The organism is Novosphingobium piscinae, from assembly GCF_014230355.1.
GTDB classification, from domain to species: Bacteria; Pseudomonadota; Alphaproteobacteria; order Sphingomonadales; family Sphingomonadaceae; genus Novosphingobium; species Novosphingobium piscinae.
Genome location: NZ_JACLAX010000001.1, coordinates 389,039 through 412,813, shown reverse-complemented (window position 1 = coordinate 412,813; position 23,775 = coordinate 389,039). Strand labels below are relative to the sequence as shown.

Annotated in this window: 20 protein-coding genes; 12 read left to right on the top strand and 8 right to left on the bottom strand. The window is 66.5% G+C overall.

What is annotated here, in order from left to right; all coding sequences use genetic code 11:
* Nucleotides 1-75: 75 nt before the first annotated feature.
* From H7F53_RS01715 to H7F53_RS01700, 4 genes are read right to left on the bottom strand one after another with little or no spacing between them, the layout of a single operon-like run.
* Entirely contained in the window at nucleotides 76-432 is a 357-nt protein-coding gene (locus tag H7F53_RS01715) for a carboxymuconolactone decarboxylase family protein (protein WP_185677728.1), read from the bottom strand.
* Between the two features lie 25 nt (nucleotides 433-457).
* Nucleotides 458-1,729, bottom strand: a complete 1,272-nt coding sequence (locus H7F53_RS01710; protein ID WP_185677727.1) for a TolC family protein — start codon at nucleotides 1,727-1,729, stop codon at nucleotides 458-460.
* Between the two features lie 17 nt (nucleotides 1,730-1,746).
* Complete coding sequence (locus tag H7F53_RS01705) at nucleotides 1,747-1,950, bottom strand: YgaP family membrane protein (protein WP_185677726.1); 204 nt, start codon at nucleotides 1,948-1,950, stop codon at nucleotides 1,747-1,749.
* A 12-nt stretch (nucleotides 1,951-1,962) separates the two neighbouring features.
* Nucleotides 1,963-3,237, bottom strand: coding sequence for an NAD(P)/FAD-dependent oxidoreductase (locus H7F53_RS01700; RefSeq protein WP_484549415.1), 1,275 nt, complete (start codon nucleotides 3,235-3,237; stop codon nucleotides 1,963-1,965).
* Between the two features lie 154 nt (nucleotides 3,238-3,391).
* On the opposite strand from H7F53_RS01700, the gene H7F53_RS01695 reads away from it, so the two are divergent.
* The 7 genes from H7F53_RS01695 (at nucleotide 3,392) to H7F53_RS01665 (ending at nucleotide 11,895) form a co-directional block, all read left to right on the top strand.
* Nucleotides 3,392-3,733, top strand: a complete 342-nt coding sequence (locus H7F53_RS01695) for a rhodanese-like domain-containing protein (RefSeq protein ID WP_185677724.1) — start codon at nucleotides 3,392-3,394, stop codon at nucleotides 3,731-3,733.
* A gap of 26 nt (nucleotides 3,734-3,759) precedes the next feature.
* The gene (locus H7F53_RS01690; RefSeq protein WP_343061851.1) at nucleotides 3,760-4,728 is read left to right on the top strand and encodes an efflux RND transporter periplasmic adaptor subunit; all 969 of its coding nucleotides are present in this window, start codon (nucleotides 3,760-3,762) and stop codon (nucleotides 4,726-4,728) included.
* Nucleotides 4,725-7,937 carry an efflux RND transporter permease subunit gene (locus H7F53_RS01685; RefSeq protein ID WP_185677722.1) on the top strand — a complete coding sequence of 1,071 codons (3,213 nt, stop codon included), beginning with the start codon at nucleotides 4,725-4,727 and terminating at the stop codon, nucleotides 7,935-7,937. Before H7F53_RS01690 ends, H7F53_RS01685 begins: the two co-directional genes overlap by 4 nt.
* The gene (locus H7F53_RS01680; RefSeq protein WP_185677721.1) at nucleotides 7,934-8,245 is read left to right on the top strand and encodes an ArsR/SmtB family transcription factor; all 312 of its coding nucleotides are present in this window, start codon (nucleotides 7,934-7,936) and stop codon (nucleotides 8,243-8,245) included. Before H7F53_RS01685 ends, H7F53_RS01680 begins: the two co-directional genes overlap by 4 nt.
* A 237-nt stretch (nucleotides 8,246-8,482) precedes the next feature.
* A complete protein-coding gene (locus tag H7F53_RS01675) occupies nucleotides 8,483-10,069 on the top strand; it encodes a flavin monoamine oxidase family protein (protein WP_185677720.1) in 1,587 nt (528 codons plus the stop codon).
* Nucleotides 10,066-10,467, top strand: coding sequence for a c-type cytochrome (locus H7F53_RS17600; protein WP_185677719.1), 402 nt, complete (start codon nucleotides 10,066-10,068; stop codon nucleotides 10,465-10,467). The genes H7F53_RS01675 and H7F53_RS17600 overlap by 4 nt, the downstream gene beginning before the upstream one ends.
* Nucleotides 10,468-11,046: 579 nt before the next feature.
* On the top strand, nucleotides 11,047-11,895 hold the full coding sequence (locus tag H7F53_RS01665) for a 3-keto-disaccharide hydrolase (RefSeq protein ID WP_185677718.1): 849 nt from the start codon (nucleotides 11,047-11,049) through the stop codon (nucleotides 11,893-11,895).
* Nucleotides 11,896-11,956: 61 nt separating this feature from the next.
* On the opposite strand, the gene H7F53_RS01660 is transcribed toward H7F53_RS01665, so the two are convergent.
* The 4 genes from H7F53_RS01660 to H7F53_RS01645 all read right to left on the bottom strand — a co-directional run bounded on the left by H7F53_RS01660 (nucleotide 11,957) and on the right by H7F53_RS01645 (nucleotide 15,927).
* The gene (locus H7F53_RS01660; protein ID WP_221773508.1) at nucleotides 11,957-12,718 is read right to left on the bottom strand and encodes a YkgJ family cysteine cluster protein; all 762 of its coding nucleotides are present in this window, start codon (nucleotides 12,716-12,718) and stop codon (nucleotides 11,957-11,959) included.
* Between the two features lie 101 nt (nucleotides 12,719-12,819).
* A complete protein-coding gene (locus tag H7F53_RS01655; RefSeq protein WP_185677716.1) occupies nucleotides 12,820-13,296 on the bottom strand; it encodes a RidA family protein in 477 nt (158 codons plus the stop codon).
* Nucleotides 13,297-13,402: 106 nt separating this feature from the next.
* Nucleotides 13,403-15,391, bottom strand: coding sequence for a putative bifunctional diguanylate cyclase/phosphodiesterase (locus H7F53_RS01650; RefSeq protein WP_343061848.1), 1,989 nt, complete (start codon nucleotides 15,389-15,391; stop codon nucleotides 13,403-13,405).
* Entirely contained in the window at nucleotides 15,388-15,927 is a 540-nt protein-coding gene (locus tag H7F53_RS01645) for a heme NO-binding domain-containing protein (protein ID WP_185677714.1), read from the bottom strand. Before H7F53_RS01645 ends, H7F53_RS01650 begins: the two co-directional genes overlap by 4 nt.
* 518 nt (nucleotides 15,928-16,445) lie before the next feature.
* Here H7F53_RS01645 and H7F53_RS01640 point away from each other — a divergent pair.
* The 5 genes from H7F53_RS01640 (at nucleotide 16,446) to H7F53_RS01620 (ending at nucleotide 23,766) form a co-directional block, all read left to right on the top strand.
* Nucleotides 16,446-17,057, top strand: a complete 612-nt coding sequence (locus tag H7F53_RS01640; RefSeq protein ID WP_185677713.1) for a lysophospholipid acyltransferase family protein — start codon at nucleotides 16,446-16,448, stop codon at nucleotides 17,055-17,057.
* 353 nt (nucleotides 17,058-17,410) lie between these two features.
* Nucleotides 17,411-18,061, top strand: a complete 651-nt coding sequence (locus tag H7F53_RS01635) for a TetR/AcrR family transcriptional regulator (RefSeq protein WP_185677712.1) — start codon at nucleotides 17,411-17,413, stop codon at nucleotides 18,059-18,061.
* A gap of 126 nt (nucleotides 18,062-18,187) precedes the next feature.
* Nucleotides 18,188-19,249: an efflux RND transporter periplasmic adaptor subunit gene (locus H7F53_RS01630; protein WP_185677711.1), complete on the top strand. Its 1,062-nt coding sequence runs from the start codon at nucleotides 18,188-18,190 to the stop codon at nucleotides 19,247-19,249.
* Between the two features lie 27 nt (nucleotides 19,250-19,276).
* Nucleotides 19,277-22,327, top strand: a complete 3,051-nt coding sequence (locus tag H7F53_RS01625) for an efflux RND transporter permease subunit (protein ID WP_185677710.1) — start codon at nucleotides 19,277-19,279, stop codon at nucleotides 22,325-22,327.
* A 14-nt stretch (nucleotides 22,328-22,341) separates the two neighbouring features.
* Nucleotides 22,342-23,766, top strand: a complete 1,425-nt coding sequence (locus tag H7F53_RS01620) for a TolC family protein (RefSeq protein WP_185677709.1) — start codon at nucleotides 22,342-22,344, stop codon at nucleotides 23,764-23,766.
* Nucleotides 23,767-23,775 lie beyond the last annotated feature (9 nt).

Sequence of the window (23,775 nt, the reverse complement as noted above, 5' to 3'; positions counted from 1 at the left end):
TCAGGTGTTTGCAATGTCGTTGTCTGCATGTCTCGGCGCGTGCAGCGCAACGCGCACGGACTTGGTCCCGCTGGCTCAGATTGCGGTCGCAGCTGCTGCGAACTGGTCATAGGCCTCGACCGCTTGGGCCGCGTACATAAGGCTTGGGCCGGCACCCATGTAGAGCGCCATACCCATGGTCTCCATCACTTCGGTGCGGGTGGCACCGTGCTTGGCGGCGGCCTGGGCATGGAAAGCGACACACCCATCGCAGCGAATGGCAACGGAGATGGCCAGCGCGATCAGCTCCTTGGTCCTGGTGTCGAGCGCCCCCCCGGTGGTTGCGGCCTGCGCCATGGTGGAGAAGGCCGTCATCACCTCGGGCGTGCCGAGCCGCACCTCCTTGATCGCGCCGGCCAGTTCGCGCGCCAACGCGGGCCAGTCCTTGTGCATGGTTCGGTTCCTTCATGGGCAAAGCCTAGTTGGGCAGCGAGCCGGTCAAGGCGTTGAGCTGCCACGCTGCGACGGTCTGGCGCCCCTCGCTCTCGGCCAGCGCTGCCTCGGCTTCGATGGCTTCGCGTTCGGCGTCGAGCACGGCCAGCATGGGCTTGGCTCCCACTTTGGCCTCAAGCTGGGTGTCGCGCAGCGCTTCGCTGGCCGCTGCCAGACGGAGGCGCGAGGCGTCGACCATGCGGCGCGCGGTGATCACACTTTGCCAGGCGTCGATCACCAGCCCTTCGAGCATGTGATCAGCTTGTCGTACCATGGCCTGTGCAGCGTCCAAATCTGCGCTGGCCTCGCGGGTGCGTGCGGCGATCCGGCCGCCGCTGAACAGCGTCCACCGGCCCCGCAGGCCCACGGCGACCGAGTCGGCCTTGTAGCCCGAGAAGAACTGGTCGCGGACATGGGCGGCTTCGGCGAAGGCGCCAACCGTCGGCCTGGCTTCGGCTCTGGCGCCGCGCTCGGCGGCCTTGGCGGCTTCGGTTGCGGCGCGTGCCTGACGCAGCGCGGGGTTGCTCTGGCGCGCGCGGTCCAGCGCCTCATCGATCGTCGGCGGCGTCAAGAGAATGGGGGGCAGCGGAGCCAGCTCTTCGGCCGGCTTTCCGGTCAGCCGGAGAAAGGCGGCCTCGGCGGACTGTCGGCGACCCTGCGCCTGTGCCAAGCCGGCCATGGCCTCGGCCTTCCGCGCCTGCGCCTGGGCCAGGTCAGAACGGGCAATGTCGCCCACCTTGAAGCGGAGGCCCGCTTGCCGCTCGACCTCGGCAAGTTCGTTCACCAGTTGGCCGAACCGCGCCTCGAGCTTGCGGGCCGTCAGCAGCTCGGCATAGCCGCTGACGGCCTGAACGATGGTCTGAAGCCGTGCCTGTTCGGTCCCGAACCGCGCCATCTCGGCGCCGCTCCCGGCCTGGGCGATCGCGGCGGAGAGCCGGCCGCCCGTATAGAGCGGCATTTCGGTCGTGGCTTGCACGGTCAGGGGGGTTACGCTTGCCGGGGCAATCCCGAAAAACCGCCCGTTGTCGATGCGCCCCGTGCCAACCGACCCCTCGACCCGCAGCAGCGGATTGCGCTCGGCCTTGGCGCGATCGAACCGCGCCCGCGCCGCCGCCTCGCCAGCCTGCGCTGCCTCCAGCAGGGGGGCGTGAGCCAAAGCATCGGCGATGACGACGGCCAGTTCCTGCGCGCTGGCCGGAGCCGAGGTCACGGCCAGCACGCAGGACAAGCTCAGCAGGGTAGAGTGCAGGCGGCGCATATCCGGTCTCGGTCAGATCAGTGGAAAGCGCTGCCTGTCCGCACGCCCAGCTTCTTGAAGATCATCGCTGCGGGGCAAAATCCGGTGAAGCTGGTCTGGACCAGGTTCACACCGACAAACACGGTCAGCCAGACCCAATTCGGGTGGACGTAGTGGGCGAGCAGAAGGCTCACGAGGACAACGACGCCGGCAAAGCGCAGCACGGCAGAATCGAGGGTCATGTCAGTCACTCCTTATTTGAAACGCAGCTTGCGGATCCCGAGCGCGTGCATGGCGAGCTTCTCGTAGAAGGGCTCGCTGGTTCCGCGCCGGACCTTGTGGAGGAAGTATTTCTCGAACCCGATCTTCGCGAGGTGCACCCATTTGCCGCTGGAAGACCAGTTGAGGTTGCGCGGCGGGATCTGGGGTTGCGCCACGAAGGCGACGCCGCCATCGCCGAAGTCGGCCAGGCACACCGCATTCCAGGTGGCCTCTTCCTCAGGCTCCTTGCCGGCCAGTTCAAGCGCGAGATTGTGCGCGATCGCGGTGACCATCGATTCGATCATGAACCCGGTCTTGGGCACGCCAACCGGCACCGGGGTGGGGCCAACGGGCGGGATCGCAACACAGACACCCAGCGAATAGACGTTGCGGAAGGTCGGGTTGCGCTGGTGCTTGTCAGCCAGGATGAAGCCGCGCGGGTTGGTCAGCCCCTCGATCCCATGGACCGCGGAGACGCCGCGAAACGCGGGGAGGATCATCGAATAGCCGAAGGGCAGGGCATGGCTGGCCGTCACGGTCCCGCCTTCCGCGACCTCCTCGATGTGCATCGTCCCGTCCTCTACCCGGGTGATCCGGGCACTGGTGATCCACTTGATGTGGCGGTTGCGCAGTTCGCTTTCGAGCAGGGCCTTGGTATCGCCAACCCCGTCGAGGCCCAGGTGGCCGACGTAGGGTTCGGGGCTGACATAGGTCATCGGCACGCGATCGCGGATCTTGCGGCGACGTAGCTCGGTGTCGAGGATCAGCGCGAACTCGTAGGCCGGGCCATAGCACGAGGCGCCCTGCGCCGCGCCGATCACGATCGGCTTGGGGGCCTGGCAAAAGCGGTCGAAGGCATCGGCCGCATGAACGGCGTGATCGGTGCGGCAGACCGACTGGGTGTAGCCATCGGGCCCCAGGCCCTCGATCTCGTCGAAGGCCAGCTCTGGCCCGGTGGCGATGACCAGGTAGTCGTAGGCCAGCGAAGTGCCGTCGTTGAGCTCCACACGGTTCTCGGCGGGGTGGACGCGCCTGGCGCCGATCGACGTAAACCCGATGCCCTTGCGCTTCATGATCGGCGGGAGGTGGACCTTGATCGCCTCGGGCTCGCGCCAGCGAACTGCCACCCAAGGGTTGCTGGGGACGAACCAGTAGTCGTCCTGATCGTTGACCACCATGACCTCGGCCTTGCCCTTGACGGCATCGCGGATCTCGTAGGCGGCGATCGTGCCGCCGAGCCCGGCCCCCAGGACGATGATCTTCGGCATTGGCATGGCGTGCGTCTCCCCTGTGTGGATGGAGCAACGCATCGGCCGCCGCTCCATCCGGCTTGACTAATATAAGAGATGTGCGATATGAGCAAGCTATAATGTTAGAACGTCCTGATTTACGCGCAGGACCGCTCGAAGAAAGGCTCAGATCATGGTTTTCGGCTTCGGCAAGACCCGCCCCCAGCATCGCGAAATCGCCGTAACGGACCTCGCCTCGATGCTCGCGGCGAATCAGGTTCTGATTATCGATGTTCGCGAGGTCGACGAGTTCGCCGCCGGGCACATTCCCGGCGCGGTGAACATGCCGCTGTCGACGTTCCAGCCTTCGCGGCTGCCCGATGCCGGTGACAGGACCCTTGTCCTCAACTGTCTTGGCGGCAAGCGCTCAGGCCTGGCGCTCGACAAGTGCCAGGCCGCGCAGGCGTCGGTCGACGCGCATGTCGCGGGCGGGTTCAACGCCTGGCAGGCCGCCGGCCTGCCGGTGGCCCGCTGACGCGCTGATCGGGAGGATCGATGGCCATGCGTGGGACCAAACCGCTGCTCACTGCGATCGGCGCGCTGACCCTGCCGCTAGCGGGGTGCAGCGAGTCGATCGACGGTCCGGCGACCGAGGCGAAGGCGCCGGCCGGGCCGCGGCTGACTTTGGTCGCGCAGGACACGGCCGACTGGCAAGCGGTCAGCGCAGAGATCACCACGGTGGATCAAGCCCAGGTCATTGCGCGAATTCCGGGCATTCTGGCCTCGCTGACGGTTCGCGAGGGAGACATCGTCCGCCAGGGGCAGGCGATCGGCCGCGTGGTCGACAGCCAGCTCGGCTACCAGTCGGCCGCCGTAAGGGCCCAGGCCGCGCAGGCCCGCGCCGAACTCGCACGGGTAAAGTTCCTCTACCAGAACGGCGTCTATGCCAAGGCCCGGCTCGAACAGGCTGAGGCCATGGCCGCCTCGGCCACGGCGCAGCACGCGGCTGTCGGCGCGGTTGCCGGACAGGGGGCCGTGATCGCCCCGGCGAGCGGCCGCGTGCTGCGCGCCGATATCCCGGCGGGGGCACCCGTTGCGCCCGGCATGGCGATTGCCACGATCACCGCCGGACCCACCGTGGTTCGTCTCGACTTGCCCGAAACGCTCGCCACCAGAGTCCACGCCGGATCGCGCGTGACCGCGGCAGGATTGAACGAAGGCCGCGTGACCAAGGTCTATCCATCGGTGCAGGCCGGGACGGTCAGCGCCGATGTCGACCTGCCCGGCATCGATAGCACGCTGATCGGCCGCCGCGTCGCCGCCAGGGTCGAGACGGGGCACCGCAAGGCGCTGCTGGTCCCGGCCGGCTTCGTGACCACGCGCTACGGCATCGACTATGTCCTGGTGCTGGCGAAAGACGGCAGCGCCGCCCAGGTCCCGGTGCAGACCGCCCCGGCGGCTGAACCCGGCAAGATCGAACTCCTGTCCGGCGCCGCGGCGGGCGACGTGCTGATCGGCACCGGCCGATGAACCTCGGCATCTCGGGCCGGCTGACCCGCGCGACCATCCAGTCGCCGCTCACCCCGCTGTTTCTGCTGGCCGCGATGATCGTCGGGCTGATCGCCACGATCACGATCCCGCGCGAGGAGGAACCGCAGATCAAGGTTCCCATGGTCGACATCATGGTGGCCGCGCCCGGGCTTTCCGCACCGCAGGCGGTGGAGCTGGTGGCCAAGCCGCTGGAGACGATCGTGAAGAGCGTCGACGGGGTGGAGCATGTCTACACCCAGGCGCAGGACAACGGCGTGATGGTCACCGCGCGCTTCCTGGTGGGGTCGAACCCCGAGGATGCAGCGATCCGCATCACCGAGAGGATCGAGGCCAACCGCAATCGCATCCCGGTGGGCATTCCCACGCCGCAGGTGACCGTGCGCGGGATCAATGACGTGCCGATCGTGGTGCTGACACTGACGCCCAGACCGGGCGCGGCGGGGCAATGGAACGACCAGGCGCTTGGCGAACTGGCGGGCAAGCTGCGCTCCGAGATTGCCAAGGTGGACGATGTGGGCCTGACCTTCATCACCGGCGGGCAGCGGATGGCGCTGCGCGTCGTGCCCGATCCGGCGAAGCTGGCGCTCTATCGTGTTCCGCTCGGGAATCTGATCGAGGCCGTGAGCCAGGCCAACCGCGCCTTTCCGGCCGGGACCGTGCGCGAGGGCGGACAGGCCGCGCTGGTGGTTGCCGGGCAGACGCTCAAGGATGCGCGGGAGCTGGCCGCCCTGACCGTGCGGTCGGCAACCGGCGCGCCGGTCCTGCTCGCCGACGTCGCGCGGGTCGAGCAGTCTCCGACCCAGGATCAGGCGCGCGCCTGGCGCTGGGCCAGGGACGGCCGGGGACAGTGGTCGATGGCCCCGGCGGTCAGTCTTGCCGTGGCCAAGCGCGCCGGCGCCAACGCCGTGACCGTGTCTGCTGCCGTGGTGCAGCGGCTCGATCGGCTGAAGGGCACGCTGATCCCGGCCGGGGTCGATGTGGCCGTGACCCGCAATTATGGGGCGAGCGCGAACGAGAAGGCCAACGAGCTGATCTTCCACCTCGCGCTGGCGACGGTTTCGATCGTGCTGCTGATCGGCTTCGCGATCGGCTGGCGTGAGGCGGGGGTAACCGCGATCGTCATTCCGACCACGATCATGCTGACGATGTTCGCCGCGAACGTGATGGGCTTCACCATCAACCGGGTCAGCCTGTTCGCGCTGATCTTCTCGATCGGCATCCTGGTCGACGATGCGATTGTCATGATCGAGAACATCGCCCGTCACTGGGCCATGCGAGACGGTCGCAGCCGGATCGACGCGGCGGTGGATGCGGTCGCGGAGGTCGGCAATCCCACGGTGATTGCCACCCTGACCGTGGTCGCGGCGCTGCTGCCGATGCTGTTCGTTTCCGGGCTGATGGGGCCCTACATGGCGCCGATCCCGATCAACGCCTCGGCGGCGATGATCTTCTCGTTCTTCGTCGCGGTGATCATCGCCCCCTGGCTGATGGTCCGCTTCGCCCGCGAGGCCCTGGCCGATGGCCACGAGGACGCCCACGGCGGCAAGCTGGGGGCGTTCTATCGCCGTTATGCCGCCCGGGTGATCGCCACCCGGCAAAGCGCCAGACGCTTCCTGATCGGCGTGGGTGTGGCCACGCTGGTGGCCTGCTCGATGTTCTACTTCAAGGCGGTGACGGTGAAGCTGCTGCCGTTCGACAACAAGAGCGAGGTCCAGCTTGTCGCCGACCTGCCCGAAGGCACCAGCCTCGAGACCACCGGCCGCGTGCTCGAACAGGCCGCCGCGTTGGCGCGCACAGTGCCCGAGGTGGTGTCGATGGAGGCCTATGCCGGCACCTCCGCCCCGTTCAATTTCAACGGGCTCGTGCGCCACTACTTCCTGAGGAGCCAGCCCGAGATGGGCGACCTGATGGTCGCCTTATTGCCCAAGGAGGACCGCTCGCGATCGAGCCACGAGATCGCCGTCGCCCTGCGCGACCGGCTGAGAGCGGTGTCGCTGCCTGCGGGCGGATCGCTCAAGGTGGTCGAGACCCCGCCTGGGCCGCCGGTCCTCGCCACCCTGCTGGCCGAGATCTATGGCCCGGACGAGATGACCCGGCAGAAGACCGCCACCCAGCTCGAAGCGATTTTCCGTTCGATCCCCTACATTGTCGACGTCGATACCAGCTTCGGCCAGCCCAGGCCCACGTTGCGGCTGATCCCGGACCGGGCGAAGCTCGACCATTACGGCCTTTCGGAAAGGCAGCTGTTCGATTCGATCGGTGCACTGCTCGGCACCCAGGTGGTCGGCTATGCTCCGCGCGAGGGCGAGCGTGATCCGTTGCCGATCGAAGTGGCGCTCGACCAGTCGCAGCGCAGGTGGTCCGCGGCGCTCGCGGCGACGCCCGTTGCGGCCACGCCGGGAGGCACTTTGATCCCGCTGGGAGCACTGGTCTCCGCGTCGATCACCCCGGGCGCCCCGGCGATCTTCCGGCGCGACGGACGCGGTGCCACCATGGTGAGCGCCGAGCTGGCCGGCCGCTACGAAGCGCCGATCTACGGCATGCTGGCGGTCGACGCCGCTATTGAGAGGTTCGACTGGACGGCACACGGGCTGGAGAAACCGGCGGTGATCCTCCATGGCCAGCCCGATGACGAAAGCAGGGCATCGGTCTTGTGGGATGGCGAATGGGAGATCACCTGGGTGACCTTCCGCGACATGGGCGGGGCCTTCATGGTCGCGCTGCTCGGGATCTATGTGCTGGTGGTCGGCCAGTTCCGCAGCTTCACCCTGCCGCTGGTGATCCTCACCCCGGTGCCGCTCACCCTCGTGGGGATCGTGTTGGGCCACCTGTTGTTCCGCGCGCCTTTCACCGCCACCTCGATGATCGGGTTCATCGCGCTGGCCGGCATCATCGTGCGCAACTCGATCCTGCTGGTCGACTTCATCCGCCACACCCGCTGCGCCGAGAAGAGCCTGCGCGAGACCCTGCTGGAGGCCGGGATGATCCGCTTCAAGCCGATCGTGCTGACGGCCGTGGCAGCGATGATCGGCGCTGCGGTGATCCTCACCGATCCGATTTTCCAGGGGCTGGCCATCTCGCTGCTGTTCGGACTGGCCTCATCGACCCTGCTTACCGTATTGGTGATCCCGGCGATCTATGTCGTGCTGCGCGATGATGGCCGAACGTTGACGGATATCCAGCCATGAAGCCTACCGATCTTGCCGAACTGAAGGTCAACGCCACCCGCATGGCCGGCCGCCTCAGGTTGATGAGCCACCCCGAGCGGCTGCTGATGCTGTGCCGCATGGATGAGGGCGAGGTCTCGGTGACCGAGCTGGTCGGGCTCACCGGCCTGTCCCAATCCGCGGTGTCTCAGCATCTGGCCCTGCTGCGCGACGAGGGCGTGGTCTCGATCCGCGGCGAGGCCCAGACCCGGTTCTACAGCCTGAGCGATCCGATCGTGCGCGGCACGATCCACGCGCTGTGCGACCTGTGCGAGCAGCACTGCGTCTGAGACCGCCAGGGCCCTGCCGACATCTGCCCAGGACTGACCTGTCAACGGCACGGGGCTGCTGCTCAGGATCTCGCCGACTGGCCGGGATGGGGTGGTGAGCGTGCCGCCCTTGATCGAGGGATCAGATCCCCTCCCTGATGGGCAGCCTGCCGCTGAATACGCAAAATGCGGCATGGTCAAACCCCATGGTCTCTCTCACCGCTGTCTTGGGCAACTAAGCTCCCAGGGGACGTTACCATGATCGAGTTTGAGCAGCCGAGCCGGCGTGAGCTGTTGACCGCTATTGGCAAGGCTGGCGGAGCCGTCGCCCTGTACCAGGCCATGACAGCCCTTGGGCACGCGGCGCCGACCCAGTTCGCCGGGCCGCCGAAACTGTCGGGTGCGCGTCCCGGAGCGTCGGTTGTGGTGCTCGGTTCGGGTCTGGCCGGCATGGTTGCGGCGCTTGAGCTGCAGAAGGCGGGATACAAGGTGCAGATCCTGGAGTTCCAGGATCGCCCGGGCGGTCGCAACTACACCGTGCGCGGCGGGGATGTGATCAAGGAAACCGACGGAACGGTCCAGAAGGTCCAGTTTGCCCCCGGCAACTACCTGAATCCCGGACCCTGGCGCATTCCGTTCCATCATCAGGCCCTGCTGCATTACTGCTCCGAGCTTGGCGTTGCGCTTGAGCCCTTCGTCCAGATCAACCTCAACGGCTACATCCACAGCGACAAGGCCTATGGCGGAGTGCCGCAACGCATCGCCGAGGTGGGCGTGGACTACAAGGGCCACGTTGCCGAACTGCTCGCCAAGGCTGTCAACAAGGGAGCCCTCGACGATACCGTGACGGCCGAGGACAAGGCACGGTTGCTCGAAGCCATGCGCGGGTGGGGCCTGCTTGACAAGAACATGGCCTATACCACCAGCCTGCAAACCTCGGCGCAGCGGGGCTACGACCGGCCGCCGGGAGGCGGGGTCAACGGCGCCCCGACCCCGTCCCAGATCGCCAGCCTGTCCGATACGCTCGATCCCAGGGTCTGGGGCACGGTCAGCGGCTTCTTCAGCCGGACCATGCAGCAGACCATGTTCCAGCCGGTGGGCGGGGTCGACATGATCGGCAAAGCCTTCGCCCGCAAGCTGGCCGGCTTGATCCGTCTGAACGCGCGGGTCACCAAGATTGCCCAGGACGATGCCGGGGTCACGGTGGATTACGTGGATACGGTGACCGGCAAGGCCAGTGTTGCCAAGGCCAGCTACTGCGTCTGCACCATCCCGCTGCCGCTGCTCAGCCAGATCGAGGTGCAGGTCTCCGCGCCCAAGCAGGCGGCGATCAAGAGCCTGCCCTATCATTCATCGTGCAAGGTCGGCCTGGAGATGAAGCGCCGCTTCTGGGAACAGGACGAGGCCATCTTTGGCGGTCACAGCTTCACCACCCAACCGATTGGCGAGGTGGGTTACCCCAGCACCGGTTTCTTCAAGCCAGGCCCGGCCGTTCTGCTGGGCGCCTATGCTGGTGGCGCCAACGCCTACACCTTTGCCGCGATGACTCCGGCCCAGCGGATCGAAACTGCCCTCAAGCAGGGATCCGTGTTCCACAAGCAGTACCGCCAGGAGTTTTCCAATGGCGTGGCGGTTGCCTGGACCAAGTTGCCATGGATCACGTCCTGCGCCTCGACCTGGAGCGAGGACCTGCGCCGCGAGCACTACCAGAACCTGGTTTCGGTCGATGGCCGCATTGTCCTGGCAGGGGAGCACTGCTCCTACATCGGGGCGTGGATGGAGGCTTCCCTGCTGTCTGCGATCGACGCCATCACGCGGCTGCACCAGCGAGCCCTGGCAGCGTGAGGCGCGCGCTGGCTTTTGTGTTGCTGGCCACGGCCGGGGCCGCCGCCGCCCAGTCGCTGGGCGACACCACCAGCAACGGTAGCCCGGGTGCCGCCACCACGAGCGGGGAGCAGACCTATCGCGAGATCTGCCAGGCCTGCCACATGGCTGAGGCCCAAGGCGGCACCGGCCCGGGTGCCGCCCCCGCTTTGGCCGCCAATCCGCGGCTAGGCGATCCGGACTATGTCCTCACCCGCATCCTGCGTGGCCGCGCCGGCATGCCAGCCTTCGCCGAACTGCTGACGGCGGAGCAGACGGCCGATGTTGCCAACTATGTGCGGACCCATTTCGGTAATGCCTACTCCACACCGATCACCACAGCTGACGTCAAGCGCCTGGCGCCGCCTCCCGAAAGCTGATCGAACGCCGTGACAAACAAGGCCGGTCGCGGCGGAACCGATACCAGTTCTGAGACCGCACACTAGCCGCGCTCGCGGCCGGAAGTGGGTGCGAGCCCGCCGTCAGCCACTGCGTGGCGCGCGGATCGGCGCCGATGCGGGACCCTCAAGGTGGTGCGCCTGAATCACCGACTTGAACCGCACCGGCATGGCGGGATGCCCTGACTTCGGAGTGCTCTGGTCCAGGACGGGCAAGACGATGGACTGGTCAGCACCAGATGTTCCTGAGCGTGCTGTTCGCCTGGTGCTGGACCAATCCGGCGAGCATCCCTTTCACGGGGCAGCGAGTACAGTCATCGCCGCCATCACCGGCTGCTCGGCGCACAGGCTGGGGGCGTTGGTCAAGCGCGGCACGGTTGTCGAACTTGGCTCTCTGATGGTGGGATTTGGCCAGTCCCCCTCATTGGGGCGCTTCGGCGCTCGAAGTGAACCGACACACGGGGGCCCTTGTGTACTCCAGAGGAACGGGTTTGGTTTGGCGGAGCGCTCGACATGCTTGAACAAATTATGTAGAATATCCGTTCTAATAATGGAGAGGACATGCTCGACAGACGCTCAGCCATGAAGGCTTTTGGGTTGGCAGGCATGTCGAGCATGCTGCCGCTTCGCCTCCTTGCCGAGCCGCCAGGTCGCTCTGCTGGGGAGTGGCAGTCGCTGTTCAACGGTCGGGACCTTGAGGGGTGGACATTCTACCACGACAAGGTCGGCGACCGCGACGTGCATCGCGTCGTTTCGATTGAGCAGGGCATTCTGCACTTCCTCGGCCCCCGCTTTGACCGCGCACAGAAATCTACCATGGGGCACATTGCGACCACCAAGGAGTGGAGCAACTATCACTTGAGGCTAGACTTCAAGTGGGGCGAGGAACGTTACTCGCCGCGCAGTCTCCAACGACGGAACAGCGGTATCCTGTATCACATGGGTCCGGAGCGGGACCGCCTTTTCCCCGATTGTGTCGAGTTCCAGGTTGAAGAGGGTGACGTCGGCGACGCAATCATGGTCAATACCAGGGGACTTCCGGGACCTCTGCTTGGCGGGACGCCGCTGTGGCCCAACTGGATACCGGCCTTGCCCACGACCTATGACCAGCCACAGGTTGCTGGCGGCATAGCCCGGCAATGGTTCCGTCATTCCGGGAACTACGAGAACCTGACCGGGTGGAACACGCTGGATCTCTATGCGATCGGCGACCAAGCGGCACACCTCGTCAATGGCCGGATCGTCCTGACCGTGTTCTCGATGATCAACAGTCATGGCGCTGCGGACGAGGTCAGGCCGTTGACCGGGGGCCGGATCGCTCTCGAATTCGAGGCAGCGGAAGTGATGTTCCGGAATGTCCGGATCAGGCAGCTGGACGATTCGCTCATCGCGCGCCTCAAGCAAGGCTAGCAGCCAGCGCCAAGGTCGCCTGACTTCTATCCGCCCCCCGGGAGCCTACTTCGCGGACAGCTCAAACGTCATCCGCAAACGACCCGAGATAGCTTGGGCCGCGGCGAGTGGTTGACGCGATGCAGCCCGCCTCTACCAGCAATGACCTCGTGCTTTCGCGGTTCGTCACGACGGTCCACGGCTGCGGCGTTGGTCCACCGCTCTGAGCGCTTTTGGCGCGCTTGAGCTCTGCTGATAGGTATCGCCCATCGGGCTGATGCACCGCGAAACCCTCGTTCGCGAATGCGGCCGTCGAGATGTTCAGCGCTGCACAGGCTGATGCCACCACCGGTACGTCGTCCATCAACGTGCGCCTGTGGTCAGCGACGATTTCGGCCAAGGCCGGGTCTGCGATGTGATCGCCTCGCATGAGGCAGGGGTTGCTCGGCGCCCAGGCTTCGGGCGGGCAAAGCCTTCGTTCGGGCGACACGTTCATGAACGGCCGACTTTCGAGCGGATAGATCCTGCAGATCCGAGGGCGGGCCGCATAGTTGCCGCAACGCATGTCAGGTCGCAGATGCGGGCAAGCGCCTTCGTGGAATGCGACCAGGACCGCGGCGATCCGGAGCGGCATTTCCCCGCTGACTGCCGGAAAAGAGCGACTGCGGTCGTATCCAGCCTGCGCGGTCTCGCCATGGTCGTCGGGGTGATAGGGCAAGGCCTCAGTCAAGACCTCAACGCAGTGACCATTATCGGCCCATGCGATCGCCTCGTCGACACTCAACGTCAGCCTCAACCCGTGACAGCACTGGCCGCATTGGGTGCACTCGAAGTGGAGGTCCATCGGCACTCTAAGGTCTCACAGCCCCACGGTCATTCACAGCCATCTATGGACCATTTGGTCTGGATGCACCACCGGTGACCGGCGAGGCCTCATCGCGCGTTCTAGTTTCGCCGGCGCCGTTGAGCGATGCCCATGATCTCGAAGTTCGAATTGTTGAGCAGACTGCCAGCGCCGATGAAAGCGCGGGCCGGCAGCGGTCCGGCAAAGTAGGGTCGATAGACCTCGTTGAAGGCAGCATAGTTGGCAAGGTTGGTGGCGAACACCTGCACCCACACCAGATCGTCCATGGTCATGCCCGCACGCTCGACTGTGCGCTTGAGGCCATCGAGCAGGAGCTTGGCTCCGGCCTTGGGATCAGCCGGCGGCTTGCCCGTTGCCGGATCGACGTCTGTCGCGCCGGAGATATAGAGTGTGTCGCCAACCAGCACCGCTGAACTGAAGGGCGGGGCGGGGGTTGCGGGGACCGCGCCTGCAGCTGCGGCGGGAAGCCGCTGGAAATGGGTCCGGTCCGCCTGTGCCAGCGCGGGGGCCGATATCGCGACCGCCAGGACCAAACCTGCGAGTGCTCGATGCTTCATCCTGCTACCTCCGTGGACCGTCGATCGATCGATCCTAAGCGGGACGGGCCTCGGGCAACCATTCGTCATTCTGCCACCAGAGCGTCCGAGGCGGGAGTTGCCGGGCCTACAAGATCGGCCGCGCCGGGTTGAAGCGGAACGCTGTGGCTTCTGGCTCGGGCCGGCCCAGCAGATAACCCTGGCCAAACTCGCAGCCCCAGGCCGCCAGGCTCAGGCTCTGCCGGTCGGTCTCGATCCCCTCGGCCACCACGCTGAGGCCCAGCTTCTTCGACAGATCGAGGATGGTGCGGACGATGCTCAGGCTCTTGGGACGCTCCATGGCGGCAATGAAGCTGCGGTCGATCTTCAGCGTGTCGAACGGCAGCGAGTGCAGGTAGCTGAGCGAGGAATAGCCGGTTCCGAAGTCGTCGAGGCCGGTGCGCACCCCGATATCGCGGCATTGCTCGAGCGTGCGGCGGGTGCGTTCCGAATCGATGATCGCCACCCCCTCGGTCACCTCGAGCTTGAGGCACGCGGGTGGTACCCCGGTCTCGCGCAGCACCGCCCGCAGCTGCGCGATGAAATCGGGCTGCAGGAACTGCACGGGGGCGATGTTCACGGCGACGCTGGGCAGAAATCCGGCAGGCATCGTGCGGTGCAGCCGCGCCAGCGCTGCGCAGGCCTCTTGCAGCACCCATTCGCCAAGCGAGACGATCGAGCCGTTTTGCTCGGCGATAGGGATGAACTCGTTGGGCGAAATCAGGCCGCGCAGCGGGTGATTCCATCGCACGAGGGCTTCAAAGCCGCTGACCTGGCCCGAGCTCAGCCCGACGATCGGCTGGTAGTGCAGGACAAATTGGCGGGCACTGATCGCCTCGCGGATCTCCTGTTCGAGCGCCATGCGGTTGCGGACCCGGTTGCCCAGGCTCGGGGTAAACATCACGATGTTCGCATGGTCGCCGCTCTTGGCCTCGTACATCGCGAGGTCGGCATCGCGGATCACCTGGTCGACGTGACCATAGGCGGGCGCACACAGGGCGATCCCGATCGATGCGCTGATCGGGGCCTCTTCCTCACCGGCCCGGAATGGCGCATCGAGGGCAGACTGCAACAGCTCGGCGACGTGCTGGGCCAGTGTGGGTTCGACAGTACCGGCGAGCAGCACCACGAACTCGTCCCCTCCGGTCCGAGCGAGCAGGGCCTCAACCTCCGACCCGCCCTCCTTTTGCCAAGATCCGAGGGCAGCGGAGAATCGCCGACTGACCGCAACCAGCACCTCGTCGCCGAGATGGTGTCCATGCTTGTCGTTGATCGTCTTGAACCCGTTGAGATCGATCACCAGCACGGCCAGCCCGGGCCCGCCGGTGGAGCGGCGCTCGAAGGCCTGTGTCGCCCGGTCAGCCAGGAGCACGCGGTTAGGCAGTCCGGTCAGCGAATCGTGCAACGTGTCATGCAGCAGCGCCTCGCGAGCGCGCACCCGTTCGACCACGCGACCGAGCTGGATGCCGATCTGGGCCATCGTCTCAACCATGCCCTCGTCCGGGGTGATGGTACGCCGCGAGAAGAATTCGAAGATCGCCACGACCTGCTTGCCGACCATGATCGGAAAGGCGCAGCCGGCAACCACGCCGCATTCGCGGGCGATGGCCAGGCGCAGGAAGTTCGTGTCCTCGCGGACGTCCTGCACCCAGTGCGCGCGGGTCTCGGTCAGCACCCGGCCGGGCAGGCCGATCCCCGCGGCGAAGCGGATCGAGCGCGAGACTTCGACAAACGGGTCCAGGCCATCCGGGCTGGCAAGGAACCAGCAGTCGCAGGCTAGGGCAGCGCTGCCATCGTCGGGCACAACATAGGAGTTGCCGAAGTCCCACTCCATCTCGGTGCAGATGTCCTTCAGCGCATAGGCCGCGGCAGTCTGGAAATCGTCCGAACTGTTGGCCCGCTCGGTGATGCGCTGAAGCAGAGCGAGCCGCTGCTGGCTGGTATAGAGATCGCGCAGCCCTTTCTCGGCAATCGCTTCCGCCGCGAGCCGGGCTTCGCGTTCGCGGGCCAGCTGACGCTCCAGGCGAAGGACGCGGTCTTCATCGCCCTCGGGGATCGTGAATTGAAGGTGTTTCACCCCGCCCAGTGCACCGCCACCCGGCATTGCGGACTGCCGTCCTGCATGCATGCGAGGTGCTCAAGTTCCACCGTTTCCGCGAAGTATGTCGAGGTCCCTTCGACAAAGCCATGCATCAGCTGGCACATCTTGCGTGGAGACTGGTAGCCAATCACCAGGCGTCCATCCGCGTGATCGGAGAACTGGAAGTGCGGACACCCCGCGCCCGAGTAAAGCTTGCGCACTTCCGGGTGGATGATCTCATTGAGGCTCAGGATCAGGCTGCGCGCTGTGCGATGGTGCTCGAAGAACACCCCATAGCGGTCAGCCAGCAGCGGAATGGCGCGGCGACCGAACCAGCGCAGGATTTCCTCCTGCGAGGTTGTCAGGGCCTCCGACGCGGCACGGACCAGCGCATAGACGTCTTCATCGGGATAGCTGCCGAGCGAGGTGTAGACCCCACTTACCCCTGCCAGATCGATCAGATTGGGCCAGGCCGCATCGCCGAATTCAGCGATCACTGCCTCCTCGAGCAGATTGAGGATGATACCTTTCATGCGGTGCAGTTCCACGCGGTTTGCTGATCCCATCGCGCGGGATAAGCCATAGCCTCGCATTTCTGCTTAACCGCTGCCCTCGGTGACCCACGGAGGCCAGCTCCGCTGCGTGTAACCATACCGGGCGCGCGGCCACGGGTTCGGCCTTGCTCGTTCGCCGCGTCCTGCCCACCAGGACCACGGCCGCTGTGCCCGGGGGAGCATCGCGCCATGATCGTCATCCGGCGCCGGCACCGCGGGCCGCCGAGCGATCTCTAGCGGCCCAGCTCAACGCCGGCGGATCATGGCATTGGGGCAGGGGTGGCCGGCCGCGATGCATCAGGTGACGTCGCGCACCCTGGCGGCACGCTCGAACCGGTGGAGCCTGCACGTTTCGGCCAGCGTGTGGACCATTGTCCGCTGATGACCGCCGCCGTCGCTGCTGGCCGGGTATCGGCTATGCAAAGCTATGGCCGTACCGACCGCGGCCCGCTATGCCGCCGTGGCGGCACCGAAGCCGTTCGCATCGGGAGAGTATCATGGCCGCGGGGGCACGACAGGCAGTGGTCGAGGATGCAGTCCCCGGCCTGGCCGCCCGCCTGCTGCGCCGTCTGCTCGTCGCGCTCTATCGACATGGTGGCTGGACCTCGACAGGCACGGTGCCCGAACCGCAGCGCTTCGTCCTCATCGCCGTGCCGCATACAAGCAATTGGGACTTCCCCAATTTCCTGGGCGTGACGCAGGCGCTGGGCATTCGTGCACACTTCATGGCCAAGGCGTCACTGTTCCGCTGGCCACTGGGCGGCTTCATGCGCCAGGTCGGCGGCGTCCGGATCGACCGGGCGACAGCGACGGATACCGTCAGCCAGATGATCGAGGAATTTGCCCGCCGCGACGAGTTCGTCCTGACGATCGCGCCTGAGGGGACGCGGGGCCGCGCGACGCGTTGGCGCACCGGCTTCTACCAGATCGCGTTGGGGGCAGGGGTGCCGATCGTGTGCGGCTACATGGACTACGCGACGCGCCGTTCCGGGCTCGGCCCGGTCATTGTCCCCACCGGCGATTACGAGGCTGACATGGCGCCGGCCTTTGCCTTCTATCGCGGGATCACGGGCAAGAACGCCGGGCAGACGACCCTGGACGAACCTTGAGCACGACCCGCTAGGTCTGCCAGCGACGGTTCGCATCGCAGGTCAGTCCAGGCCATCCTGCCGAGTCCAGGACACCTGACGCCTTGAGCTCACGTGCAGGGTAGGGGCTGGGATTGCGCTCTTCCATCTGCCGCGGTCTGCGCATTCACGCACAAGCTCCGGCCTCATGGTCGTGGGACAGCAAAAAGCAGCAGAGGCTGGTCTCACCTCATGGCAAAGTGCCAGCGCAGGAAGCGACGACGATGGCAAACCAGCGCCTGTTATCGTGCAGGAGCGCTGAGGAACTTCAAGGGACGTCCTAACCGGATGGCCTTGTCCTTGACATTAGTGAGGGGTCATTTATATAAATAGCCATGCCGAGTCGCTCTCCCAAATCCTCGACCCTTGGCCGCCCCGCCAATCCGGAGGCCCGCGCCATGCGCCGGGAACAGATCTTGCGCGGTGCGCGAGCCTGCTTCCGGCGCAAGGGGTTCCACGCCGCTTCCACGGCTGAAATCAGCGCCGAGGCCGGGGTTAGTGTTGCCAATCTCTATCAGTATTTTCCCACCAAGGATCACCTCATCAAGGCCCTGATCGAGGAAGACCTGACCAGTGATCTCGATCTTGTCGGGATGGTCGAGGCTGCGGGCAGCTTCCGCAGGGGGCTTGAGATGACCACACAACTGGTCCTCGCCGACCCGGCAATGACCGATGACGGCCTGCTCCGGCTCGAGGTGCTCGCCGAGGCCTCACGCAATCCTGAGATCGCCGCGGTGGTGAGGGAAGCTGATGACCACCTCGTAGCTGCGCTCGGAGCGTTGATCGTCCGGTATCAGAACAGCGGCGAAATTCACCCCGAGATCAATGCAGCGGATGCAGCCCGGTTGATCGTGTCCCTCTACGATGGGTTGATTGGGCGCCTTGCCTTTGGGGCGGCCGCGGAGACAGAACTGGTGGCCGCTGCTGACAGCTTCATCGTGCGTGCGCTTGCAGCCGTGCGAGCAGTGCCTGACCCAGACATGTGACCTTGGCTGAAGGATCATGGAGCCTGGGCAGCGCCGCATCGGCGCGCCCAATGACCCACTAAGCTGACTGCCAATGACCAGGGAGGCCGTTTGCGTTGCCCCTCCTGCAACGTGCGGAGTATTTATATGAGTAAGGCATCCCATATCTTAATCACGGTTTGCGCCTTGGCCGTGTCAGGCTGTTCGCCTGCGCCAGCGTCGCCGGAAGCAGCGGAAATCCCGACCGCACTGGTGAGCCGTGCCGAACCGGCATCCGGCGCGGCCAGTACCGTGATCGGCACGGTCCGCTCGGGCCGAATGGACGTGATCTCCGCTGAAGCGGGTGGTCGCGTTCTGGCACTTTACGCCGATGTCGGTGACCGCGTTGCGGCCGGGCAGGTGCTCGCCCGCCTCGATGTCAGCGCTCAGGCGCTGCGCGTGGAGGTTGCCGAGGCGGAGCGGGCCCGGGCAGCCGCCATGGCGGCCGAGCGCTCGCGCCATGCGGAGCGTCTGGGCCGATTGCTGGCGGACGGGACGGCCTCGCCCGCTGAACGCGATGCGGCCGCCGCCGAAGCCGAAGCCGCCCGCACCGTGCTCCGCCAGGCCGAGGCGCAGGTCAAACTCGCTCGCCGTGACCGCAGCCTTGCCGTGCTGCGCGCCCCTGTAAGCGGGGTTATCGCTGTGCGGATGGCGCAGCTATCGGCGGTGCTGACGCCCGGTGCCCCCGCGTTCGAGATCGAGAGCGGAACCGAGCGTCTCATCGGCGCCGCGTTGCCGGCGACGACCGCGCAGCGCCTCGTGCCGGGACAGACCATACCGTTCCGCGCGGGAGAGACGACCGGCACGGCCCGGCTGATAGGCATCAGTACCCGCGAAAACGGCACAGGCGGCCACGAGGCAAGCTTCGCCATAACGGCTGGCAACGCCGCACCCGGCGCCCCCGTCGAGCTCGCCTTGCCGGGTGAAGGTCGTGACGCCACCGCTCGAGTGCCGCAGGCCGCCCTGCTCGAACGCCGCGACGGCAGCCGCATGGTGCTGGTCGTCGACCCGAGAGGCCAGGTTCGCGGCGTTCCGGTCCTGCTGCTTGGCCTGGCGGGCGCGGGCGCGCTGGTTGCCGGACGCATCAGCCCCGGCGAGGTCATCGTGGCGGCCGGCGGCGAGTTCCTGACGCCGGGTCAGCGCGTTCGTCCAGTCTTCGCGGTGCGTTGATCGCCGCGCTCAAGCCAGGATTCCCCCATGTCGATCACCGCCGTAGCGCTCAAGCGCAGCCGCTTCACCGTTGTCGCCGCACTGGCGCTGTTTCTCGCCGGGCTAAGCGCGCTGTTCGATTTCCCTTCCACCGAAGAACCTTTCGTTCAGGTGCGCGCGGCCACGGTTGAGGCCTATATGCCAGGCGCCACCAGCGAACGCACCGAGCAGCTGGTCGCCAAGCCTATCGAGGAGCGACTGCGCGAGGTCGCGGAAATCAAGACGCTGGAGACCACGGTGCGCCCCGGCGCCGTGTTCATTGCGATCACCCTGCATGACGGCACACCGGCCGAGCGCCTTCCGGCGATCTGGCAGCGGGTGCGCGTCAAGCTGGAAGACCTGCGCGCGCAGCTGCCCGACGGGATGCCACCGATCTTGATCAACGACGAGTTCGCCCGTGTCGCCGTGCGAAGCCTCGCGCTGACGGGAAAGGGCTTTAGCGCCGGTCAGTTGCAGGACTGGGCGCGGATCGCGCGCGAACGGCTCCAGACCGTGTCCGGTGTCGAGCGCATCTCGCTGCATGGCGTTCGCGAGGAACGCGTCTTCGTTGATCTCGACCCGGCGCGTTTGGGCGCCGCTGGCCTGTCCTACGAGTTGGTCGCGCAGCACCTGACTGAACGCAATGTTGTCGCGGCAGCTGGCGAAATCGACACCGGCCGCCGTCTCCTGGCACTGGAGCCCAGTGGCGAGTTGCCCAACATTGCTGCTCTGGCCAGCGTCCCGATCCCGCTTGGCCCGGGTCGCAGCCTGCCGCTCGGCGCGCTGGCGCGGATCAGTCAGGAGCCGGTCGATCCGCCCCAGACCGCGGTGGTGGTGAACGGCGCACCGGCGGTGGTGCTGGGTATCTCGATGCGCAGTGGGCTCAATGTGCTCTCCTTTGCCGAACGGCTCGATGAGCGCATTGCTGAACTTGCTAAGACGCTTCCCGCTGGCATGCAACTCACCAGCATCACCGACCAGGCGCAGGTGGTCGAGAAGGACCTTACCAAGGTCGGTCAGACCTTCATCGAGACGGTGGTCGTCGTCATGCTGGTGGTCGTCCTGTTCCTCGGCTGGCGTGCCGGATTCGTAACGGGGGTGATCGTGCCGATGACGGTGATGGGCACGCTGGTCGCCATGCGCCTGCTCGGCATCGAGCTGCACATGGTCTCGATCGCGGCGGTGATCATCTCGCTTGGCCTGTTCGTGGACAACGGCATTGTCGTGGTCGAGGACTACCAGCGCCGCCTTGCACTGGGCCAAGCCCCGACCGCGGCGGCCGAGGCTGCGGGTCGCACCATGGCGGCGCCGCTGCTGACCTCCAGCCTCGCGATCATCTTCGCATTTGCGCCGCTTGCCGCGGGTTCCAGCGACACCGCCGAGTACATGCGCAGCCTCGCGATCGTACTTGCCATCACCCTGTTGCTGTCGCTGTTCCTCGCGCTCACGCTGATCCCGCTGCTTTCGCGCAGCTTTGCCGGGGCACACGATGGTTCGCATGAAGACAAGGGCTGGCTGGCACATGTACGGCGCTGGTACGAAGGCCGGGTCGGCTTCATCATTCAGCGGCCGCGCACCGTGGTCGCCGGCATGGCGGGGCTGCTCGTCCTGTCGCTCGGGCTTTTTGCCACCATCCCGCCGCAACTGCTGGCCGCGTCGGCACGCCCGCAGCTGCAGATCCCCGTCGAACTCCCTGTCGGAGCCTCCACCCGCGCAAGCTACCAGCTTGCTCTCGACATGTCCGGGCTGCTGGCTGATCGTAGGCAGTTCCCCGAGATCGTCGGCAATGCGATTTACGTGAACGACGGCGGCCCCCGTTTCATTCTCGGCCTCAATCCCCCGCCGCCGGCTCCGCACCGGATCTATGCCCTGGTCAACCTTGCCAAGCAGGCCGATCTCCCGGCAACCCAGGCCAAGCTGCGCCGCGCGCTGCAGTCGCGCTTTCCCGATGCCCGAATCGAGCCGAAGCGCTTCTCGCTTGGCGTATCGGAAGCAGGCACGGCCGCGCTGCGCCTCACCGGACCGGACCGCAACGAACTGGAGCGTGGAGCTGCGGTGCTGAAGCAAGCGCTAGGCCGGATAGGCGGCATAGTGGACATCCGCGACGATGCCGAAGGACGGATTCCGCGCCTCGTGGTCGATGTCGACCAGGGCCGCGCGCTTGCCGCAGGAGTTTCGTCCGCTGCGGTTGCCCGGGCGCTTGAAACCGTGACGGCCGGCCGCCCGGTAACGGCACTGCGCCAGGGCGACGTCCTCGTGCCGGTGCTGCTGCGCGGCTCGCAGGACGCACGCACGGCGCCCGAGCGTCTCGCCGCGCTGCCGGTGTTTGGGCCGCAGGGCGCGGTTCCCCTTGGCCAGATCGCCAAGGTGCGCATTGCCAGCCAGCCCAGCGTGCTGGTTCGCCGCGATCAGAGCCCGGCGCTGACCGTCACGGCGCGTCATCCGGAGCTGTCCTCCCAGGAGATTGTTGACGCGATCGCAGCTGATCTGGCCAAGCTCCAGCTTGCCTCGGGCCATACGGTAGAACTCGGTGGCGAGATCGAGGAGAGCGAAACCTCCAACGCCAGCATCAAGCGCTACTTCCCGTTTGCGCTGCTTGGCATGATGGCATTGTTCCTCTGGCAGTTCGGCTCCGTCCGCAAGACCGCGATCATCATGGCCTCGATCCCGTTCGTCCTGATCGGGGCCTCGCTCGGGTTGAAGCTAAGCGGCGAGGCGATGAGCTTTACGGCGACGCTGGGGCTGCTCGCGCTGGCCGGCATCATCGTGAACAACGCGGTACTTCTGCTGGAACGCATTCAGGAAGAGCGCGAGGCAGGCCTGCCATTGCCTGATGCTGTTGCCACCGCCGCCGCAGTCCGCCTGCGCCCGATTGTGATGACCAAGCTTGCCTGCATCATGGGCCTGGTCCCGCTTTACCTGTTTGGTGGCGACCTGTGGCGGCCCATGGCCGCAGCGATGATCGGCGGTCTGGCGCTTGGCACGCTCATCACCCTGGTCCTCATTCCCGCCCTCTATGCCCTGCTGTTCCGCGACCGGCTCGTGCCGGCCGCAGCCTGACGGAGTCTCAAGCCATGCGCCGGACCCTCTTCCCGGTCTTCGTGCTCACCACGGTGCTCACCGCCTGTGCTGGCGCCCCGCCGCCCAAGCCTGTCCCAGCTCCGCCGTCTGCCAGCTGGAGCACCTTTGACCCCGCTCTGCTAGGTAGTCCCGTTCGGCTTGACTGGTGGAGCGCCTTCGGCTCGCCTGCGCTGACGCAGCTTGTCAACGAGGCGCGAACCGCCAACTTCGATCTGGCTGCGGCCGATGCCAATCTGCGCGCCGCCGCGGCCCTGGCGCGCGAGGCGCGGCTCGCGCGCCAACCGCAGGGCGGTGCGGGCGCCGGCGTCCAGCGTCTGCGCGAACCGTCCGCGACCCAGCCGCCGATCTTCCGTATACCCGGCGCGTTTCCGGACATGACGATCGCAACGATCGGTGGCGAGCTTGCTTGGGAAGTCGATCTTGTCGGTGCCCGCGCCAAGACCTCGCGCGCTGCTCTGGCCGATGCGAAGTCCGCGCTGTGGCGGCGACGGAACGTTGAAGCCGCCGTTGTGGCGCAAGTCGTTCGGGCGTGGCTCGATCTCGCACAGAGTCGCCAGCTTGGAGCCCAGATCGACGCGCGGCTCGCCGCGCTCGACAACGTGATCGCGCTGGCCCAGCGCCGGACGGACCGCGGCGGCGGAACGGTGGCGGATGTCGCTGTGTTGCGCCAGGGGCGTGAGGGGTTGGCTGCCGAGCGTCCCGTGCTGGACGCCGCCCAGCGCAACGCGCTGCGCCGCCTGGCTGTGCTCACCGGCCGCGACCCGATCGCATTCGTTCGCGAAAGCGTCGCGCTTGATACCCGGATGGAAACACCCACTGCCCTGGCCGCGCAGGATCCGCGGATCATGTTGCGGCTGCGCCCCGACGTGCAGATAGCCGAAGCCCAGCTCGAGGCTGCATTCGAGCGCGCCGGGGCCTCGCGCGCGGCGCTCTATCCCAGCCTCTCGCTGGGCGCTTCGGCAGGCGTGGCCGCGACCCCGGCCGATATCGGATCGCCCGGAGCCTTCCGCTTTGCGGTTGGCCCCTCGCTCAACTGGGGCATCCTCAATCTTGGCCGGGTCAAGGCGGGCATCGCGGCAGCCGATGCCGCCAGCGAAGCGGCTGCTGCGCAGTGGCAGCAGACCTTGCTGGCCGCGGTTGAGGAAGCGGACGGTGCTATCGACCGCTGGTTGGAGGCAAGGCGCAGCACCGCAGCGACGCGGAGCGCACGGGCTGAATCCGCTGTCTCGCTGACGGCTGTCCGCTCACGCCATCAGGCAGGGATCGTCAGCACCCTGGAACGGTTGCGGGGCGAGGCCGATCACCTTGCCGCCGAGACGGCGTTGATTATCGCCGAAGCCAACGAACGGGAAGCCTGGGCCATCGCCAATCTCGCGCTTGGAGCCGGCTGGCGGGCAGAACACACCCCGATCCGGTAACCGGCTGCC

What these genes read in the sequence shown, in the direction of transcription:
- H7F53_RS01715 (WP_185677728.1), bottom strand. Translation starts at nt 432, where the DNA reads ATGCACAAGGACTGGCCCGCGTTGGCGCGCGAACTGGCCGGCGCGATC.
- H7F53_RS01710 (WP_185677727.1), bottom strand. Translation starts at nt 1,729, where the DNA reads ATGCGCCGCCTGCACTCTACCCTGCTGAGCTTGTCCTGCGTGCTGGCC.
- H7F53_RS01705 (WP_185677726.1), bottom strand. Translation starts at nt 1,950, where the DNA reads ATGACCCTCGATTCTGCCGTGCTGCGCTTTGCCGGCGTCGTTGTCCTC.
- H7F53_RS01700 (WP_484549415.1), bottom strand. Translation starts at nt 3,237, where the DNA reads ATGCCGAAGATCATCGTCCTGGGGGCCGGGCTCGGCGGCACGATCGCC.
- H7F53_RS01695 (WP_185677724.1), top strand. Translation starts at nt 3,392, where the DNA reads ATGGTTTTCGGCTTCGGCAAGACCCGCCCCCAGCATCGCGAAATCGCC.
- H7F53_RS01690 (WP_343061851.1), top strand. Translation starts at nt 3,760, where the DNA reads ATGCGTGGGACCAAACCGCTGCTCACTGCGATCGGCGCGCTGACCCTG.
- H7F53_RS01685 (WP_185677722.1), top strand. Translation starts at nt 4,725, where the DNA reads ATGAACCTCGGCATCTCGGGCCGGCTGACCCGCGCGACCATCCAGTCG.
- H7F53_RS01680 (WP_185677721.1), top strand. Translation starts at nt 7,934, where the DNA reads ATGAAGCCTACCGATCTTGCCGAACTGAAGGTCAACGCCACCCGCATG.
- H7F53_RS01675 (WP_185677720.1), top strand. Translation starts at nt 8,483, where the DNA reads ATGATCGAGTTTGAGCAGCCGAGCCGGCGTGAGCTGTTGACCGCTATT.
- H7F53_RS01665 (WP_185677718.1), top strand. Translation starts at nt 11,047, where the DNA reads ATGCTCGACAGACGCTCAGCCATGAAGGCTTTTGGGTTGGCAGGCATG.
- H7F53_RS01660 (WP_221773508.1), bottom strand. Translation starts at nt 12,718, where the DNA reads ATGGACCTCCACTTCGAGTGCACCCAATGCGGCCAGTGCTGTCACGGG.
- H7F53_RS01655 (WP_185677716.1), bottom strand. Translation starts at nt 13,296, where the DNA reads ATGAAGCATCGAGCACTCGCAGGTTTGGTCCTGGCGGTCGCGATATCG.
- H7F53_RS01645 (WP_185677714.1), bottom strand. Translation starts at nt 15,927, where the DNA reads ATGAAAGGTATCATCCTCAATCTGCTCGAGGAGGCAGTGATCGCTGAA.
- H7F53_RS01640 (WP_185677713.1), top strand. Translation starts at nt 16,446, where the DNA reads ATGGCCGCGGGGGCACGACAGGCAGTGGTCGAGGATGCAGTCCCCGGC.
- H7F53_RS01635 (WP_185677712.1), top strand. Translation starts at nt 17,411, where the DNA reads ATGCCGAGTCGCTCTCCCAAATCCTCGACCCTTGGCCGCCCCGCCAAT.
- H7F53_RS01630 (WP_185677711.1), top strand. Translation starts at nt 18,188, where the DNA reads ATGAGTAAGGCATCCCATATCTTAATCACGGTTTGCGCCTTGGCCGTG.
- H7F53_RS01625 (WP_185677710.1), top strand. Translation starts at nt 19,277, where the DNA reads ATGTCGATCACCGCCGTAGCGCTCAAGCGCAGCCGCTTCACCGTTGTC.
- H7F53_RS01620 (WP_185677709.1), top strand. Translation starts at nt 22,342, where the DNA reads ATGCGCCGGACCCTCTTCCCGGTCTTCGTGCTCACCACGGTGCTCACC.